Below are 17,786 nucleotides of genomic sequence, written 5' to 3'. Positions count from 1 at the left end.
AAAGACTATATGTCTATACTATCCATATTTTAATTACTTTCCATACCGAAATGGATGAATTACAATGAAGAAATTAACCTTGCTAAGTTTATTTCTAATATGTTTATATTCCCTTTTTGCCCGAATATTTAACATAACCAGGAGGAAACGTGAAAAAGTTAGCCAGTAATAATATTGAGCAATTCAGAGAAGATTTGGTAAATTGGTTTTTGGAGGAACAACGGGTGCTCCCGTGGAGAATGAATAAAGACCCCTACAGGGTTTGGGTATCTGAAATTATGCTGCAGCAAACACGTGTCGATACAGTCATACCTTATTACGAGCGGTTCATGGAATGGTTCCCAACACTTGAAGATTTTGCAGAGGCAGACGAGGAGAGAATCCTCAAAGCTTGGGAAGGTCTTGGTTACTATTCAAGAGTGCGTAATCTGCATGCTGCCGTGAAAGAAGTGAAAGAAAGCTATGGCGGTACTGTTCCAAATACGCCAGAGGAAATAAGCCGCCTTAAGGGCGTTGGCCCTTATACAGCAGGTGCGATTCTAAGTATTGCATACGGGCTGCCGGAGCCGGCTGTTGATGGGAATGTCATGAGGGTGCTCTCGCGCATATTAGAAATTTATGATGATATTGCTAAACCTGCCACAAGAAAAGTATTTGAGCAGGCTGTGAGAGAATTGATTGACCATGATCATACGTCTGAATTTAACCAGGCCTTAATGGAGCTTGGGGCTTTAATCTGTACGCCGACAAAGCCTTCATGTCTGCTATGTCCTGTACGTGAGCATTGCCAAGCGTTTGAAAAAGGGTTGCAGCAGGAGCTTCCTGTAAAGACAAAGGCCAAGAAGACGAAGACAGTTCAATTAAGTGCCCTTGTCTTGATTGATAAGAGCGGCAGGATGGTTATTCGAAAAAGGCCGTCATCCGGACTGCTTGCTGGTTTATGGGAATTTCCCAATTATGAGGTCAGCGGCATGGAGGATTTAAAGCAGATTATGGCCAAGGAACATCATCTTGTCATAGAAGATATTCGTCCAATTGGACAAATCAGCCATGTCTTCTCCCATCTTGTTTGGGAAATCACTGCCTATGAGGCAAGGGTAGAAAATGTGGAACGGTTTACAGAAGAGGGCCGAAAAACTGCCTTTGTGAGGGATGAGGATTTCAAAGACTACGCACTGCCTGTATCCCATCAAAAAATCTACGAAGCCCATTTAATGAATGAGAAACAGTGACGGATTATCCGCCACTGTTTTTTTTCATTAGTCATAAGAGATGCGTGTCCCGTGTGTCCAGTCAGCCTCAAAGCGGGTTAATCCGCCTCGGCGTTCAATTTCCTCGATAATCTCACGTTGAATCGTATGCCCTTCAACATTTAAATAAGGCATAATCTGCATAAGAGAATGATGAAAATACTCAAGCTCTGAGTCCTTCCATTCCTCCTTCTTAATCATTGACAGCTCAGTCATATCTCGTCCTACATACATGTGTAAGCCCTCCTTTAAATAATAGATAGTTTTCCGAAAAGCTGCCTAAATCACTCGTAAAAGTTTTGAATAACAATATGTGTCTTGGACACATTAATAGTTGTGGAGGTGATACGAATGGCTAACAACAGTTCAAAAACAAATGCTAACCTAGTGAGACAACAAAACGCACAATCTGCAGGTCAAAGCCAAGGACAATACGGCTCTGAATTTGCATCTGAAACTGATGTGCAAAGCGTAAGAGAAGCTAACCAAAAAGCTGAACAAAACAAAGCGAAAAACTCCGGTAACTTCGGAAAACAATCTTAATGCATGCTTAATCCGAAGCACTTGCCCTTGCCTGGCAGGTGCTTCTTTTTATGTCGACAAAACCTCTTATTAGCCAACAGAAAAAGTCAAAGGGATTAAAGCACTACATAGAGAAATTATTCTTTATACGGACAAGAGGTGGGTGATGACGATGAAAAGCTTTGAGGAATTAGTGAATGAGCAGATGTTGATCATGGATAAATTATTAAATATGCAAACAGAACTTGACCGTTACAGAGAGCTTGAGGAAGAATTGAGGAACCGTAAGAAGGAGCAGGATTTATTATCCGTACAGGATGATATTATGGAAATGAAGAAAGAGCTGAATTCGATTCAGAATATTTTCATGCAGCTGACAGAGAGGGTTATTGAAAGCTACCAGACGAAATCCTCTACTGAGAAAATCATGCATGATTGAGATTGTTTTTAAAGGGCATCTAATCGATGTTCTTTTTTATTTGTTTAATCGAATGTTTATACATATAGAGCCAAGTGTTTCACATATGGCGGGAAGTGGGAAGTATATAATACTTGTTCATGAGGTTGTATGCATAATCCTGGTTCACTTTGTTTTAAAATCACGCTCAAATCGTTATAATAAATAAGAAGAATACGGAAATGGTGTCTTATTTATACTGAATAAGGACAAGGGTGAATTGATTGGTGATAGATAAGTGCCCTGCCCATAGGGTGAGAAAGTAGGTAATACAACGTGCGAGTACCGAGAGAAGGAGAAGAAATCCAAATACACAGCTATAAGCATAATGGACACATCCACCGAGTTTGGCAAGAAACGACCGTTTTGAAGGGAACGCAATATATTGTGATTGGGTGCAATGACCGGACTCTCGTCACCGAAAGTGATGGCCGGACATGGCTGACGAGAGAACCTGCAATCACCTATTTCCATTCGCAATACTGGTTCAATATAATTGGCATGCTGCGAGAAGATGGGATTTATTATTACTGTAATTTAAGCTCCCCTTTCGTCTTTGATGGAGAAGCCGTAAAATATATCGATTATGATTTGGATATTAAAGTATATCCAGATATGACGTACAATTTACTTGATGAGGATGAATATGAGCAGCATAAGCGTGAAATGAGTTACCCAAATGTAATCGATCATATTCTAAGACGGAATGTGGAAAAATTAATCGGCATGATTCGGGCGAAGAAGGGACCGTTCGCGCCTGAATTTGTTCATAGCTGGTATAAGCGTTATGTAACGATCAAGAATAACGAAAGATAGCCTGTTTCCATTACGGACGGGCTTTTTCCGTGATAAGAGGAGAATTAATAGTGAGCAGTATAAAACGGTATATGAAATTTGTAAAACCTTATAAATGGCAAATCATCATCACGATTCTCATCGGAATTGTGAAATTCTCCATACCGTTGATTACTCCGGCATTGCTTGGTTACGTCATTGATGATGTCATCGGGGCGAATGCCCTGACAAAGGATGAACAGCTTAGGAAGCTGTTCATGCTGATGGCTTTAATGTTCTTTATCTTTGTCGTTGTCCGACCGCCTGTTGAATATTACCGTCAATATTATGCGCAGTGGACAGCGAGCAAGATTCTGTTTGATATACGTGACAAGATGTTTGGTCATATACAGAAGCTGAGCTTTAAGTATTATTCCAATGCCAAGGGCGGGGAAATCATATCCCGGGTAATCAATGATGTAGAGGAGACGAAGAATTTTGTCATCACCGGGCTGATGAATGTATGGCTTGATCTTGTCACCATCCTCATTGCGGTTGGCATTATGCTGGCTATGGATGTAGAGCTGACACTGATTTCATTGTTGCTCTTACCTCTTTATGGTTTTTCAATTAAATACTTCTTCGGCAAGCTTCGGGGATTGACCAGAGAACGTTCTCAGGCCCTTGCGGAGGTTCAGGGATACCTGCATGAACGGGTGCAGGGAATGGCTGTAATCAAAAGCTTTGCAATAGAAGACCATGAACAAAAGCAATTTAATCGGGAGAATGGCAACTTCCTTAAAAAAGCCCTGACGCATACGAGCTGGAATGCCAAATCATTTGCGGCTGTCAATACAATTACAGATGTTGCGCCGCTGATTGTGATTCTTTTTGCCGGCTATCAAGTCATATCCGGAAATTTGACACTTGGAACGATGGTTGCCTTTTATGGATACATAGACTTGCTTTATGCGCCATTGAGACGGTTGATGAATTCCTCCACCACATTGACTCAGTCGCTGGCATCAATGGACCGTGTATTTGAGTTCCTGGATGTCCCTTATGATATCGAGGACCGCCCGAATGCAAATGAATGTAAGGACGTGCAAGGAACAATCAAGTTTGAGAATGTTTCCTTTTCCTATGGAGAAGATGAAAACCTAGCTTTGAAGAATATTAATCTCGAAGTAAAGCGTGGAGAGACTGTCGCATTGGTTGGGATGAGCGGAGGAGGAAAATCTTCCTTGGTCAGCTTGATTCCGAGATTTTATGATGTGACAGAAGGCAGGATTCTGCTTGATGGAATCGATATCCGTGATGTTAAGGTCCGTTCCTTGAGAGATAATATTGGCATGGTCATGCAAGATAGTATCTTATTCAGTGACTCGGTTCGTGCTAACATTCTGCTTGGGAAGCCAGAGGCAACTGATAAAGAAGTATATGAGGCAGCTAAAGCTGCCAATGCCCATGATTTTATCTTGGGTTTACCGAGCGGATATGAGACGAAAGTGGGCGAGAGAGGCGTCAAGCTCTCAGGCGGGCAGAAGCAGCGTGTGTCCATTGCTCGTGTATTCCTTAAGAATCCGCCAATCCTGGTTCTGGATGAGGCGACCTCAGCTCTTGACCTTGAGAGTGAGCATCTCATTCAAGAGGCGCTTGAGAAGCTGTCAGAGGACCGGACGACCTTTATCATTGCCCACCGGTTATCCACGATTACCCATGCCGATAAAATCGTCTTAATCGAGCATGGTGAAATCACTGAGAGCGGCACCCATCAAGAATTGATGGACAGGCAGGGCTCTTACTATGATTTGTTTAAAATCCAGCAATTGGACAGTTAATGAAGAAGCTGAGCTGAAAGCTCCGTTCAAAACGGGCTTTTGGCTCGTTTTTTTGTTGCCGGGAGTTACCATGCTTTATGAAAGGTGTAAAAAATGGTTATGAAACAGCCATCTTTGGAGTGTGAGTTCGGGTTAATTGAAAGGAAATAGATGATGGAGCATAGAATTTCTTATAGTAAGCATTCTTGCACTTTTGAAACTAATAAAGGAGGATGTACTTAATGACAGCTGTATTTTCCAAAGTTCAAGACGTACTTGAAAACTATAAAACATCCGTTTACGAGAAGGATGTTGAAAAGTTCTTATCCATGTACGCTCCTGAAATGCATATTTATGATTGCTGGGGGAACTGGGAGGTTAAGGACCTTTCTTTGTGGAAGAATAATGTAGCAGAGTGGTTTAATGGATTGAACGAAGAGGGTGTTTTACTTAAGGTTGATTTTCATGACCTAGTAGTTGAGGAAGATATAAACCTTGCATTTGTTTATTGTACTGTAACATTTACTGCACATTTAGCAGATGGTGGTGAGCAACTTCGCCAAATGTCTAATCGATTCACATATGGTTTGAAAAAGGTGAATGAATCATGGTTTATAATCCATGAACATTCCTCATTACCTATAAGTGTAGAAACTGGTAAAGGAATTTACAACATGGGTAAAGGTTAAATAAGGATGACTGCTGCATATCTTATATTCTGGACTATAACTGAATGGTACGTTAGATGTCACAGAAAGGCTGTTTTTAAACCTCGGTCGTCAGGGAAACAGAAACAGCAGCAATACGCTATAAAAACAGGCGGAAAACCAAAACGGTTTTTCGCCTGCTATTTTGAGCGCTCAATGGCTCTTATGCTTGATCATCATCCGGTAATTGTACGGATTTGTTTTCTGCTTTATGGTAGGAATGGAAGCTATTGACGAGCATTTCGAGATGCTCCAGATAGTCTCCGTATTCCAAAATCGCGGAGATCAAGGTGACCATATGGTAGTAAACAGGTGTTTCATCCGTGGCATTAATGCGGAAGCCTCTGACAACCTCAATCAACTGCTGCTTATTATATTGCTCCTCTGTCTCGGCATATAAGTATCCTGGTTTAACTTTTTCCGTGAATTTCAAATGGATATGTTCATGTTTTCTCATCAGGATATCGAGCTGTTCTTGGACTTCAAGCTGGAAGTCATCCGGCATTTGGTGAAACTCTACTTCAAAACGGTGAAGTCTTTTTAGGATATCGAGCGCTCGTCGGTTGGTCGCAATCATATAGCGATAAAGGACGAGCTTTCGAGCCTTTGCAATATTATTTTTCTTGAAATATTGCCGTTCCTCTTGATACATATCATAAAGCCGCTCGGATTTGCTCATGTTCTCCTTAAGCCGTTTAATATCCTTCTTTAAATGCACATGCTCGGTCGTGCTGCGTGAGCCAATGCGAATCCAGCGCAGAATCTCATCAGTGGTGTAATTAATTCGTGTGAACAGCTTTGTTTCATATTTAGGCGGAAGAAAAATCAAGTTCACTAGGAAGGCTGAGAGAATCCCGATGAGAATGGCGAATACTCTCCAGAAAGCGAACGTTGTAAAATCGCCTTCAGGTTGCTCCATAATCAAGATTAATGTCACTAAAGAGATGGTTAATTGATTATCATTTTTTAGCTTCAGATTAATGACGATTGTGATAATGGCAGCGAGACCGATTAATAACGGCTCGTTTCCGAATAACAGGACAAATGTGATGGCTACCAAGAAACCGATGATATTGGCCTGTATTTGGTCAATCAATGTTAAATAGGAGCGATAAATAGTCGGCTGTACGGCAAATACCGCCGAAATGGCTGCCAATGTAGGGGATGGAATCCCAAGCAGTACCGCTACATAAATGGCTATGACTATGGCTACTCCCGTTTTAAAAACTCGGGCACCAACCTTCATAAATTCTACCTCTTCCTTTATCTAAAGTTATGCAAATCGTTTGTCTATTTTCACTCAATGTACTATACAGGGTTTTGGCCGGATGTTCAAGATATACTTGTAAATTGACTTATATATGATAATTATTTTCCCCTTTACTCACTCAAGAATGCATGGATGCCCTAGTTTCCTTCTTTAAAACAAAATAGATGAGCTTACAACTGTCTTGGTAGTTAAAAGTAAAAGCCCTCCTGATCAAAGGAGGGCTTTTTTTCAATACGCGAATCATTCTGTTGAAACGGAAGGATCGGCATGTTCCTTCACAGGGACGATTTGGATGAAGTTTTGAGCTGGGTTCTCTAAAAGGAGGGCCAGTTCTTCTGCTTCTGCTTTTTGTCCATTTGAGCCTAGTATGCTCATGTATTGACTAAGAAGCTCGGTAACATCCTTAACGCCTGTATCAGTTAATTTCTCGATGGATACAAGTGCGCCTTTAGCGATCCTGCGCTGGAGGGCATCTTTATTCAAGCCGCGCTCTGGCTGATAGCGGAGATAAATGACTCCGCCTGTCATGCCGGCGCAAATCCATGGGCCTGGATCACCGAGTACAAGTCCGCGGCCATTGGTCATATACTCAAAGGCAAAGCCTTTAATATTGGAGTTAACACCAATATTGCCTTTTTCGTCGGCTGGTATATCCTGTTTAAGCAGTCCGCCGATAATCATATCTGCACCAGAGAGACGGATTCCGGCACGGGCATCGGCATCACCTTGGGCGATGAGCAAGCCTTTTTGAGCACCATAGCCAAAGCCTTTACCAACGGAGCCGTTATAGTATTGTCCATCTTTTCCTTTATCCTTCAAGATGGCGATTGTTCCGCCAAAGGATGTTTTACCTGTTCCGTCCTGGGCTCCGCCATCGACAACGATATTGATGCCTTCTGTGTTGTATGCACCAAGACCGTTTCCTGGAATGGAGCCTTTATAGGTTAGATTCACCGGATCAAGCTTTCTGTATGAACCATCTAAGCGCCCGCGTACTCGATGGCAGGAAACGCGGCTGCCAAGAACACGTTGAATGGCGTTGACATTTTGGAAATTACGGGATTGGAACAAATCGTTCACACTTGAATCAAGATATTCGGCACCAACCGCTGCCATTTGGACCATGAGCTCCTCATCCGATGATTTTGATTCCATCTTGGAGATTTGTCCAAGCTCAAGGGTCTTAAGCAGATAGGTTAGGTCAAGCATGTCTTTGCCTTTTGTTTGCTCGAGCAGCTCAGAATGACCGACTGCTTCTTGAAGATCCGTAATGCCGAGCTGGGCAGCCAATGTCTTCAGCTCATTACCGAAAGCGGTGAACATATTGACGATCCCTTCAACGGCTAAATCGTATTGCCTTGGTACGAAGCGGCGCAAGCCATGTTCTTTAGCTTCAGCTTCAGAGTCGATTTGAGTTGCAATACCGACATGGCATGTATCCAGATGACAGCCGCGGCAAGTGGTACACCCGATGGCAATCATGGATAAGGTACCAAAGCCAACACGGTTAGCTCCTAACAGCATCACTTTAAGGATATCTTTTGCACTCTTTAGACCGCCGTCAGCCCAAAGCTCGACATCTTGTCTTAAGCCTGCCTCAAGTAAGGCGTTATGCGCAGATTTAACCCCGATTTCGACTGGAAGACCAACATTTTGCAGGGCATGAATCCGAGCGGCACCAGTACCGCCGTCAAATCCGCTTAAAGTGATAATATCTGCTCCAGCTTTGGCGATTCCGACAGCAATTGTTCCGATATTCGGCACGACAGGAACCTTGACAGCAACCTTGGCTTGGTCATTGGCCGTTTTCAGCTCATGAATCATTTGAGCCAAGTCCTCAATCGAATAAATATCATGGTTATTAGAAGGTGAAATCAAGTCAGAGCCGATTGTCGCATTACGAGCTTCGGCAATCTTCGCTGTCACCTTAGAACCAGGCAAATGCCCGCCTTCACCAGGCTTCGCGCCTTGCCCGATTTTAATTTCGAGCAGGTTAGAAGAGTTTAATAGCTCTGCATTGACACCGAACCGTCCTGAAGCAATCTGCTGTCCGCGTGTCCGAGGGTATTTACCAAGCATATCTTTGATTTCGCCGCCTTCGCCGTTCATGCTGATCATGTTCAGGCGATCTGCTCCTTCAGCATATGCACGGAAGGCTGTCTCATTTTGAGAACCGAAAGACATGGACGCAATAACGAATGGCAGGCTATGTTCACCGACGCCGAGATTGACCATTTCTGGGTTGACAGTATTACCCGTCTGTTTGAAATCTGTTAAATGACGGATGGTTGTCGGATTCTGTTCCTCTTGCTCAGAAATCTTCTCGCCGTAGGCTGTATAATCGCCGGTCTTTGCCACATCCCCGATTGCTTTCCAAATACGCGGGAAGAGGTGGAATGTTTTGCCGATGCGCTCTTTCTCATTTGCATAATCAGTTGTGCGCTGCTTGGCATCTTCCTTCATGGTTTCAAAGTTGTACTTGAGTTCGTTAGAGCCAAAGAAGTTGACGATATTCAGGACTTCTGCAACCTCATCGTGCAAGCCGATGCTTGAGAATAAGCGTCCATACCCGCGAAGCTCGTGAATACCGAGTGTGGAGATCACTTTCTCAAGACCCTTTGACAAGGCCTTATAAAGGTTCGCAACAGGCTTCGCTGTCTCATCAGCGACTGTTCGGAACATATAATAAGGATTGATTAGATTTGCACCCAATCCATAAGCAACGATAATATCATGCAAATTGCGAATAGCTGCAGAACGCAGGGCAAGAGAGCAATCACGACGTTTACCGTTCTTGACAAGTGCTTGGTCAACGGCTGATACGACTAGATGCGGGTCAATCCATAACTGTCCGTCCTTATGTGCTGAATCATCATCCAGACAAAGGATAGAAGCACCATTGCTGACGGCTTGAATAGCCTCTCCTGTAATGCGTGCAAGGGCTTCAGCGATTGTTTCTTCCTCTGTAAATGTCATGGAGATGGTATGCCATTTGCCTTCGCCATCAAATAATTGATAAATCTGTTCGAAGGAAGGCTGGCCCAATTCTCGTACGCAATCCTGACCAGGTTTACCTTCTACTAGCAGAGGGGTAAGAAGTTCAATGATTGGGCCTGCTTGCTTATCGCTTGTAAATAAGGATGGACGTTTTCCGATGATGGTTCTTGTCGAGAAATGCTCCATCTCACGGTCCCTGTCAATGGCAGGGTTTGTGACAACTGCCACGCTTTCTTTAATGAAGTCAGCAATGTTTTGTCGTTCTGGGTTAAGGGCTGCGAGTGGTGCATCATGGCCAAGTGAACGAATTGGTTCTGCTCCTTTTTCTGCCATTTGCTCAACTAATTGGATATTATCGCGCTCCCATCCAAAGGCCTTATACTGCCCGTTTTGGATTTTGGAGTCCTCTTGGTTCACGATTATTTTCTTCGCTTCAGGAGGAAGCATGCGCAGGTGTGTATCCTTAAATGAAAGTCGACTGGAGAAGCGTTCGAACACTTCTTCTTGATAGTGCTTATATTCATAAAGCTTGATGGTATCTCCGTTCCATTTCAAGCCGACCTTTTCTCCTGGTCCGATTGGTTTTGGATCGGCAACATATTCAGTCGTTGGAATGACACCAGGTTCTGAACCGAAAAGATAAGAGCTTGATGTTTCCATCATCCATAATGGGCGCAAGCCCAGTGAATCAACGGAGAACGCTACTTCGTCTGCGTGGCGGGAAATGATGGCTGCTGGTCCTTGGGCGAAATGTCCCCAGGATTCACGTAAGTATGTGTACAAATCCTGAAGATGTCCAGGATATTCCTTCATCTCATTGATGATTGGAGGGAAGATGATATCAAGCGCTTCGAATAAGCTGTAGCCTTCGCGGTAAATAAATGTTTCGAGCGTGCGGCTAAGGTCTTGTGAATCACTTCCGCCTTGCACGAGCGGAACACCAATCATTTGTGCTTCATCCCGTAAGCGTGCAATCGTATTAATCTCGCCATTATGGCCGAGAACGCTGAATGGCTGCACACGGAAGAAGCTTGATAATGTATTCGTGCAATACCGGTTATGTCCTAGAGTCATAGTGGATGCAACGAGCGGGCTGCTTAAGTCAGGATAATATTTTGGCAGAATATCCCCGGCACCCATAACCTTGTAGACCGCATGATATTGGCTTAAGGATGAAACATGAATCGATTCATTTTTTTCAATTTCTATAGTCAAATCAAATAAAAGGGAAGAGAGTGCTTGCTGGTTTAACTCTTTATTGGCAATAAAGCCAACCTGTAAGAAGACAGGGTTCTCCTGCAGGGCGATTGGTCCGAGTGCGTCTGAAGAATAGGCTTGATCGGACACAAAGACCTCATTTAATCCGCTGCTTTTTGCTTTGTGGACAATCTCTTCGATTGTCTGTCCTTTATCGGCGCGGCGGTCTATAAAGAAGTGACCAACGACGAAGTGAGAGGAATCAGCCAGGGAAGAATCGACCCCTGTATTTTTTAGCTTTTCTTGCCATAACGCACGCGGGATATCTATATGAATGCCAACGCCGTCACCTTCACCATTAATAAAACCAGCGCGGTGGTTCATGGTTACAAGGGCATCAATACACGCAAAGATATTTTCACGTGTTGGGATTTTTTTCTTTTCTACACAGGCGATAATTCCGCAAGCATCATGTTCAGCTTTATGGAATTCGGTAAATTTGCTAGGACTCCATTTTTGGTTCATAAGAAAGGCAACGGATAAGCTTGCGCCTATTTAATTGCCAGTTCACCTCCTGCTTAAACTTGTGGTATTGGATGTAACTTTGGAAACTAATTGGAAGGGAATACATAGTGTGAGGGTATACAATCATTAAAGACTAATAGCTATATAGTATCATTAGAATTTTCAGAAATCAATTAATTATGCATTGGTCACTAGATTGTAAAAAAATATGCAATCAGTAAAACAGCCTAATGTAAACGCTTCCTTTATTCATTTGTAGAATAAATCCGCTTATGATAAGCGGATTTACCTTTGAATAATTATTCATCTTGATGAATTTATAAAGATTTGAATGCTTCGTTGACTGCTTCTATCGTTCTATCAATATCTTCTTCTGTATGAGCGGTTGTTAAGAACCAAGCCTCATATTTCGAAGGGGCGAGATTAATGCCCTGCTCAAGCATGAGTTTGAAGAAACGGCCGAATTTTTCTCCGTCAGTTGCTTCTACCTGTGCGTAATTGATGATTTCTTCTTTTGAATCTGTGAAGTATACAGTCAAGGCACCTTTTAATCGATTAAGCTGAATAGCTACATTATGCTGCTTAGCTGCATTGCGGATGCCGTCTTCTAATCGGGCACCGAGCGTGTCTAGGCGGTCATATACCCCTTCTTCTTTCAAGATTTCGAGGCAAGCGATGCCAGCTAACATGGAAGCAGGGTTTCCGGCCATTGTTCCAGCTTGGTAAGCGGGTCCCATTGGGGCTACCTTATCCATGATTTCTTTTCTGCCGCCATAGGCGCCAATTGGCAGGCCGCCGCCGATGATTTTCCCAATAGCGGTAATGTCCGGCTCCACGCCTAATAGGTTTTGAGCACCGCCATACATAAAGCGGAATGCAGTGATGACCTCATCATAGATGACAAGGGAACCGTGTGCATGAGCGATTTCATTTACAGATTCAAGGAATCCTGGCTGCGGCTGAACGATGCCGAAGTTTCCGACGATTGGTTCAACGAGAATACCTGCTACTTCTTCTCCCCATTTCTCCATTGTCTCTTTAAAAGATTCAACATCATTGAATGGTACAGTTATAACCTCTTTGGCAATGCTTTGAGGAACACCGGCAGAGTCAGGTGTACCGAGTGTAGATGGCCCTGAGCCTGCAGCGACTAATACGAGATCGGAATGTCCGTGATAGCATCCGGCAAATTTAACGATCTTGTCTCTTCCTGTATACGCTCTGGCAACACGAATCGTTGACATGACGGATTCAGTGCCTGAATTTGTGAAACGAATTTTTTCCATAGAAGGAATGGCTTCCTGCAGCATTTTGGCAAACGTCAATTCTGATGGTGTTGGTGTTCCATAGAGTACCCCGTTCTCTGCTGCTTCCGTAATGGCCTTCGTAATATGGGGATGTGCATGACCTGTAATAATCGGTCCAAAAGCAGCAAGGTAGTCTATGTACTTATTGCCGTCAACATCCCAGAAGTAAGCGCCTTTACCTTTTACCATGGAGACGGGCGATCCGCCGCCGACAGCCTTGTATGACCGTGAGGGGGAGTTGACTCCTCCGACGATAATTTCGAGGGCTTCTGCATGCAGCTTCTCAGATTGTGTATGATTCATAAAAAATACCTCCTTCATGCATAAAGCACGTAATATATTGTAGCACTCCCAAACTTTATTTGTATATGGTCGAGCCAACCAGCAGTTCTGTACAACCAATCATAGTTATGCAGAGCCTTGAGTATATATTACTAGCGGGATGTTCGCGATTGAAGGAGGGAATCCTTTGTTCTATGTGTTTATATCAGCGGTGATTATATGCCTGGGGATGAGCTTGAAGAGCCTCTTGCTTCCGACTGAGAAGGGAGAGAGAATTTCCTTGGAGCATTTGTATTGGATTATAACGGTCTATTTCATCTTCTTGATAGGCTTTGGGTTATTGTATGTCTTGATGGATTTGAAATTTGGTTCGGTTATTCACTTGAACGGTTTGCCTGTTATGGGAGGGTTCTTCGCCAAGCTTGCTTCATCACTCTATTTCAGCACGATGACCTTGCTGTCTGTGGGGTATGGGGATATGGTGCCTGTTGGTGTCGGGAGATGGATTGCTTCTATAGAAGCGTTAATTGGATATGCGCTGCCGGCGGCATTTGTTGTTCGTACGGCCATTGACTTTGAGAATGTAAAAATTGACCGTAATTAGGTATAGTAATAAATAGATGTAAAGTGAAGGAGGAATCGATATGAGTACGTTAATAGGAAAGATGGCACCTGACTTTAAACTGGAGGCCGGAGATGGAAAGGTTGTAACGATGGCTGATTTTGCTGGGAAGAATGTTGTGCTGTACTTCTACCCAAAGGATATGACACCTGGTTGTACGACGGAGGCTTGCGATTTCAGAGAAAGTCATCAATCGTTTGCTGAACTCGATACCATCATTGTCGGTGTGAGCCCTGATCCAAAGGAAAGACATGAAAAGTTCATAGCTAAATATGATTTGCCGTTTCTCTTATTGTCTGATCCGGAACATGTCTTGTCTGAAGCCTATGGGGTATGGGTTTTAAAGAAAAATTTCGGTAAGGAATATATGGGTGTGGAGCGTTCGACCTTTGTCATCAATAAAGAGGGTGAAGTCGTCAAGGAGTGGCGTAAGGTGAAGGTGAAGGGGCATGTTGAAGAAGCGTTAACCTATATTAAGGAGAATTTATCTTAAAGGCAAAGTGAGGGGAGAGGGAGAAGATGAGGGATCCGCGATTAAAGGTACTGGCCAAACAAATCCTTGAGCATTCTGTGAAAGCGGGAAAAGGGGATAAAATCATGATTCACGGCCAACCGAATACAAAACCGCTTATGCTCGAATTGCTTGAGGAGGCGTATAAGCTGGGAGCCTATCCATTCATGGAGCTTAAGGATGATGAATTAGATAGGCAATGGGCTATACAAAGCAGCCTTGAGCAGTATGAAACAATCGCCAGGTGGGAAATGCAGCGATTCCAAGACTTGGACGCGCTGATTTACATAGTCGGGGAAGAGAATGACGCGGAGATGACCGATATCCCTGCAGAGGTATTCAGGGTGAGCGGTGAAGTCATGAAGCCTGTTACTGATTACTATATTAATAAATGCCGTTGGGTACTCCTGAATTACCCGACAAAATCGCTCGCACAAAAAGCTGGCATGAGCACGAGTAAATTTGAGGATTTCCTTCTTGATGTATGTACGGTTGATTATGCAAAGATGGCAGCTGCTATGAAACCTCTAAAAGAATTAATGGAGAAGACTGACCGTGTGCGTATCGTGTCACCGGGCACAGACCTCACCTTTTCAATCAAGGGGATACCGGCTGTTATGTGCTATGGGGAGCGAAATATACCGGATGGGGAAGTGTATACCGCTCCTGTCAGAGACAGCGTTAACGGCACCATTACCTATAACACTCCTTGTCCCTACCAGGGGACAACCTTCCGTAATGTGAGTTTGACCTTTAAAGATGGAAAGATTATCAAAGCTGCGGCTGATCAATCAGAGAAAATAAATGATATTTTTGATACTGACGAAGGTGCCCGATATATTGGAGAGTTCGCACTTGGCCTCAATCCGATGATTCATCATCCAATGGGCGACATTCTCTTTGATGAGAAAATTAATGGCAGTATTCATTTCACGCCTGGATTGGCTTATAAGGAAGCGGATAATGGAAATGTATCCTCTATCCATTGGGATATGGTTCTTGTCCAGCGTGAGGAATACGGTGGAGGAGAGATTTACTTCGATGACCGTCTCATTCGCAAAAATGGTTTATTTGTCGTCCCGGAGCTTGAGGGATTGAATCCGAATGCCTTGCTTCGGAAGGGGAAATGAGCCCTTTTTATAGAATGAAGGCTCATCCCCTAATCAACCTCGGACAATCTGAATAAGATGAAATCAGGGAATACCTCCTCAAACATAAATGTTGATGACTGCAAAAGATCATTATTTTGCAGTCCTTTTTTTGGTATTTATAGGGAAAGTTTCTTAATATAAATAGTAAGAAATTAGTTATAAGATGTTTGGGGGATGTAATTATGAAAATTGTCTCGTCTTTTTTGCCTCCGAGAGCGCTGCAGAAATCCATCACTGAGAAGTTTAATGAACATGAGTTCTGCTTTTTTAAGGGGATGGAACAGATTGACGATAAACTGATTGGTGAAATGGAAATCTTCATTACATATGCGGAAGACTTGAGCCCAGAAATTATCAATCGTGCGTCCTCGCTCAAATGGATTAGCGCAATGGCTGCAGGTATTGATAAGATGCCGATTGAAGCTATCGAGAGCAGGGGAATCCTTGTGACGAACGCAAGAGGTATCCATGCTGTCCCGATGTCTGAATTTGCACTGGGTCTCATGTTATCACATGTGAAAAGGCTGGCTGACTTAAAGGATTTGCAAAGGGAGAGTACATGGAATAAATGGCTCCCTGTAGGTGAATTGTGCGGAAAGACACTCTTGTTGCTTGGAACTGGAGCTATTCCGGAGGAAATAGCTCGTCTTGCTGATGCATTCCAAATGAAGGTGATTGGCGTGAATAGAAGCGGCCGTTATGATGGAGAGAGTTTTTCTGATGTGCACCCAATTGGACAATTGAATCAGGTACTCCCGGAGGCACATATCATTGTGTCTGTCCTGCCAAGTACGCCAGAGACGAGGGGGCTTCTCACATATGATCATTTCAAGCAGATGAGAAGTGATGCTCTCTTTATTAATCTAGGAAGAGGAGATCTTATCACGATAGAGACGTTGAAGAGGGTGCTGGAGGATAAGGTCGTTGGTCATATGGCGCTTGATGTGTTTCCTGCCGAGCCGCTTGACGCCGATAACCCGCTTTGGGGCTATTCGAACTTGACGATAACTCCGCATATCTCCAGTATCACGGAGAATTATCTTCCGAGAGCCTTTGCCATCTTTGAGCACAACTTAGATGTGTATTCTGGCAGAAAAGAAGATGATTATATGAATAAAATCGATTTAGGAAAGGGGTATTAATATTGAAGATTTATACGAGAACTGGAGATAAAGGGCAAACATCCCTTGTTTACGGGACAAGAGTCTTGAAAACAGATTTACGTGTAGAAGCCTATGGTACCTGTGATGAGGCGAATTCGATGATTGGACTCGCTCTTAGTCATATACATGATTTGGACTTTGAGGGGAAAGATAAGCTTCAACAAGTCTTCCATGTCATTCAAACAGATCTATTTCATGTTGGTGCTGAATTAGCAACACCAGAGGGCAAAAAAGTCGGATGGGTACTCAAGAAGGAGTCCATTACGGATATGGAATTGTATATTGATGAGCTAAATGAGGAGCTTCCTCCCTTCAAGAACTTCATTCTTCCGGGCGGACATCCTGCTGGTGCAACGCTGCATGTTGCACGAACGATTGTCAGAAGGGCAGAAAGAAAAGCTATCGCGATTGGCGAAGGAGTCAACCCTCTCGTGATTGCCTACTTGAACAGGCTCTCCGATTTGCTCTTCGTTGCAGCGCGTTTCTTGAACCTGCGTTTAGGCCGTCTTGAACCCACGCTGCATGAATAGGAGAGGAGATTACCAATCTGAGTGGATGACTTATACCCGCTAGGTTGGTAGAAACATTGACAATACGGCGCTTTATCAAGTAAACTTATTGTAACCATTATAAAGTAAGAATCTATAAAAAAGGGAGTGCATGACGGTGTCTCACCAACTTAAAGATGCTTTAGATACTCTGAAAACAACTGGTGTCCGCATGACTCCGCAACGTCATGCCATATTAGAATTTTTAATTACATCACATACACATCCAACTGCAGATGATATTTACAAAGCATTAGAAGGTAAATTTCCCAATATGAGCGTAGCAACTGTCTACAATAACTTGCGTGTGTTCAAAGAGGTTGGATTGGTGAAAGAGTTGACGTACGGAGATTCATCCAGTCGTTTTGATTATTCTTCCTCTGACCACTACCATATTATTTGTGAGAAATGCGGGAAGATTGTCGATTTCCATTATCCAGGTCTTGATGAGGTTGAGCATCTTGCTTCGCATGTGGCTGGTTTCAAGGTAACTCATCACCGGATGGAGATTTACGGAGATTGCCCTGATTGTGCAGCTAAAGAAGTGCATTAATTTTTGAACCCGCTAAATTAGCGGGTTTTTTATAAGAGAAAAGAAGCCGGTGAAAAACCAGGCTTCTCTTTTTTATGCATGATGGTTCTCTTGGTTTTTTCTATTATAGGTTTCATCAAATTCCTTGCCC

The 17,786-nt window shown here is 43.3% G+C and carries 16 protein-coding genes; 12 read left to right on the top strand and 4 right to left on the bottom strand.

The window, feature by feature from the left end; genetic code table 11:
• The first annotated feature begins 149 nt into the window (after positions 1 to 149).
• A complete protein-coding gene (mutY, locus tag ACI35L_RS15550) occupies positions 150 to 1,232 on the top strand; it encodes an A/G-specific adenine glycosylase (RefSeq protein ID WP_049672076.1) in 1,083 nt (360 codons plus the stop codon).
• A 27-nt stretch (positions 1,233 to 1,259) separates the two neighbouring features.
• On the opposite strand, the gene ACI35L_RS15545 is transcribed toward mutY, so the two are convergent.
• The gene (locus tag ACI35L_RS15545) at positions 1,260 to 1,484 is read right to left on the bottom strand and encodes a hypothetical protein (protein WP_049672075.1); all 225 of its coding nucleotides are present in this window, start codon (positions 1,482 to 1,484) and stop codon (positions 1,260 to 1,262) included.
• A 117-nt stretch (positions 1,485 to 1,601) separates the two neighbouring features.
• On the opposite strand from ACI35L_RS15545, the gene ACI35L_RS15540 reads away from it, so the two are divergent.
• The 5 genes from ACI35L_RS15540 (at position 1,602) to ACI35L_RS15520 (ending at position 5,512) form a co-directional block, all read left to right on the top strand.
• Positions 1,602 to 1,793 carry a gamma-type small acid-soluble spore protein gene (locus ACI35L_RS15540; RefSeq protein ID WP_049672074.1) on the top strand — a complete coding sequence of 64 codons (192 nt, stop codon included), beginning with the start codon at positions 1,602 to 1,604 and terminating at the stop codon, positions 1,791 to 1,793.
• 151 nt (positions 1,794 to 1,944) lie between these two features.
• On the top strand, positions 1,945 to 2,211 hold the full coding sequence (locus tag ACI35L_RS15535) for a YgaB family protein (protein WP_049673033.1): 267 nt from the start codon (positions 1,945 to 1,947) through the stop codon (positions 2,209 to 2,211).
• Positions 2,212 to 2,505: 294 nt separating this feature from the next.
• Positions 2,506 to 3,045, top strand: coding sequence for a nucleoside tri-diphosphate phosphatase (gene ntdP, locus ACI35L_RS15530; protein ID WP_049672073.1), 540 nt, complete (start codon positions 2,506 to 2,508; stop codon positions 3,043 to 3,045).
• A gap of 50 nt (positions 3,046 to 3,095) precedes the next feature.
• Positions 3,096 to 4,844 (top strand): ABC transporter ATP-binding protein, encoded by a 1,749-nt coding sequence (locus ACI35L_RS15525; protein ID WP_049672072.1) that lies wholly within the window; start codon positions 3,096 to 3,098, stop codon positions 4,842 to 4,844.
• Positions 4,845 to 5,065: 221 nt separating this feature from the next.
• Complete coding sequence (locus ACI35L_RS15520; protein WP_049672071.1) at positions 5,066 to 5,512, top strand: YybH family protein; 447 nt, start codon at positions 5,066 to 5,068, stop codon at positions 5,510 to 5,512.
• A 181-nt stretch (positions 5,513 to 5,693) separates the two neighbouring features.
• Here the strand turns inward: ACI35L_RS15520 and ACI35L_RS15515 are convergent, their stop codons facing one another.
• From ACI35L_RS15515 to ACI35L_RS15505, 3 genes are all read right to left on the bottom strand, one after another.
• Complete coding sequence (locus ACI35L_RS15515) at positions 5,694 to 6,776, bottom strand: FUSC family protein (protein ID WP_049672070.1); 1,083 nt, start codon at positions 6,774 to 6,776, stop codon at positions 5,694 to 5,696.
• Between the two features lie 264 nt (positions 6,777 to 7,040).
• On the bottom strand, positions 7,041 to 11,519 hold the full coding sequence (locus ACI35L_RS15510) for a glutamate synthase-related protein (protein WP_049672069.1): 4,479 nt from the start codon (positions 11,517 to 11,519) through the stop codon (positions 7,041 to 7,043).
• Positions 11,520 to 11,836: 317 nt separating this feature from the next.
• On the bottom strand, positions 11,837 to 13,129 hold the full coding sequence (locus ACI35L_RS15505; RefSeq protein ID WP_049672068.1) for a glutamate-1-semialdehyde 2,1-aminomutase: 1,293 nt from the start codon (positions 13,127 to 13,129) through the stop codon (positions 11,837 to 11,839).
• 175 nt (positions 13,130 to 13,304) lie between these two features.
• Between ACI35L_RS15505 and ACI35L_RS15500 the strand changes: the two genes are divergently transcribed.
• The 6 genes from ACI35L_RS15500 (at position 13,305) to perR (ending at position 17,656) form a co-directional block, all read left to right on the top strand.
• On the top strand, positions 13,305 to 13,712 hold the full coding sequence (locus tag ACI35L_RS15500) for a potassium channel family protein (protein WP_231589611.1): 408 nt from the start codon (positions 13,305 to 13,307) through the stop codon (positions 13,710 to 13,712).
• A 40-nt stretch (positions 13,713 to 13,752) separates the two neighbouring features.
• Complete coding sequence (gene bcp / locus ACI35L_RS15495; RefSeq protein ID WP_049672066.1) at positions 13,753 to 14,223, top strand: thioredoxin-dependent thiol peroxidase; 471 nt, start codon at positions 13,753 to 13,755, stop codon at positions 14,221 to 14,223.
• Between the two features lie 26 nt (positions 14,224 to 14,249).
• Complete coding sequence (locus ACI35L_RS15490) at positions 14,250 to 15,371, top strand: aminopeptidase (protein WP_439803269.1); 1,122 nt, start codon at positions 14,250 to 14,252, stop codon at positions 15,369 to 15,371.
• 203 nt (positions 15,372 to 15,574) lie between these two features.
• Positions 15,575 to 16,534: a D-2-hydroxyacid dehydrogenase gene (locus ACI35L_RS15485; RefSeq protein ID WP_049672064.1), complete on the top strand. Its 960-nt coding sequence runs from the start codon at positions 15,575 to 15,577 to the stop codon at positions 16,532 to 16,534.
• A gap of 2 nt (positions 16,535 to 16,536) precedes the next feature.
• On the top strand, positions 16,537 to 17,085 hold the full coding sequence (locus ACI35L_RS15480) for a cob(I)yrinic acid a,c-diamide adenosyltransferase (protein WP_049672063.1): 549 nt from the start codon (positions 16,537 to 16,539) through the stop codon (positions 17,083 to 17,085).
• A gap of 130 nt (positions 17,086 to 17,215) precedes the next feature.
• Entirely contained in the window at positions 17,216 to 17,656 is a 441-nt protein-coding gene (perR, locus tag ACI35L_RS15475) for a peroxide-responsive transcriptional repressor PerR (RefSeq protein WP_049672062.1), read from the top strand.
• Positions 17,657 to 17,786: the final 130 nt, after the last annotated feature.

Source organism: Pradoshia sp. (assembly GCF_051873915.1).
Classification (GTDB): domain Bacteria; phylum Bacillota; class Bacilli; order Bacillales; family Pradoshiaceae; genus Pradoshia.
This window is presented reverse-complemented; position numbering and strand designations above follow the sequence as displayed.

Excerpts from the sequence above, each read along its gene's own strand:
- ACI35L_RS15545 (WP_049672075.1), bottom strand. The coding sequence starts at position 1,484 with ATGTATGTAGGACGAGATATGACTGAGCTGTCAATGATTAAGAAGGAG.
- perR (WP_049672062.1), top strand. The coding sequence starts at position 17,216 with ATGACGGTGTCTCACCAACTTAAAGATGCTTTAGATACTCTGAAAACA.
- ACI35L_RS15505 (WP_049672068.1), bottom strand. The coding sequence starts at position 13,129 with ATGAATCATACACAATCTGAGAAGCTGCATGCAGAAGCCCTCGAAATT.
- bcp (WP_049672066.1), top strand. The coding sequence starts at position 13,753 with ATGAGTACGTTAATAGGAAAGATGGCACCTGACTTTAAACTGGAGGCC.
- ACI35L_RS15535 (WP_049673033.1), top strand. The coding sequence starts at position 1,945 with ATGAAAAGCTTTGAGGAATTAGTGAATGAGCAGATGTTGATCATGGAT.
- ACI35L_RS15520 (WP_049672071.1), top strand. The coding sequence starts at position 5,066 with ATGACAGCTGTATTTTCCAAAGTTCAAGACGTACTTGAAAACTATAAA.
- ACI35L_RS15485 (WP_049672064.1), top strand. The coding sequence starts at position 15,575 with ATGAAAATTGTCTCGTCTTTTTTGCCTCCGAGAGCGCTGCAGAAATCC.
- ACI35L_RS15540 (WP_049672074.1), top strand. The coding sequence starts at position 1,602 with ATGGCTAACAACAGTTCAAAAACAAATGCTAACCTAGTGAGACAACAA.
- ACI35L_RS15510 (WP_049672069.1), bottom strand. The coding sequence starts at position 11,519 with ATGAACCAAAAATGGAGTCCTAGCAAATTTACCGAATTCCATAAAGCT.
- ACI35L_RS15490 (WP_439803269.1), top strand. The coding sequence starts at position 14,250 with ATGAGGGATCCGCGATTAAAGGTACTGGCCAAACAAATCCTTGAGCAT.
- ACI35L_RS15515 (WP_049672070.1), bottom strand. The coding sequence starts at position 6,776 with ATGAAGGTTGGTGCCCGAGTTTTTAAAACGGGAGTAGCCATAGTCATA.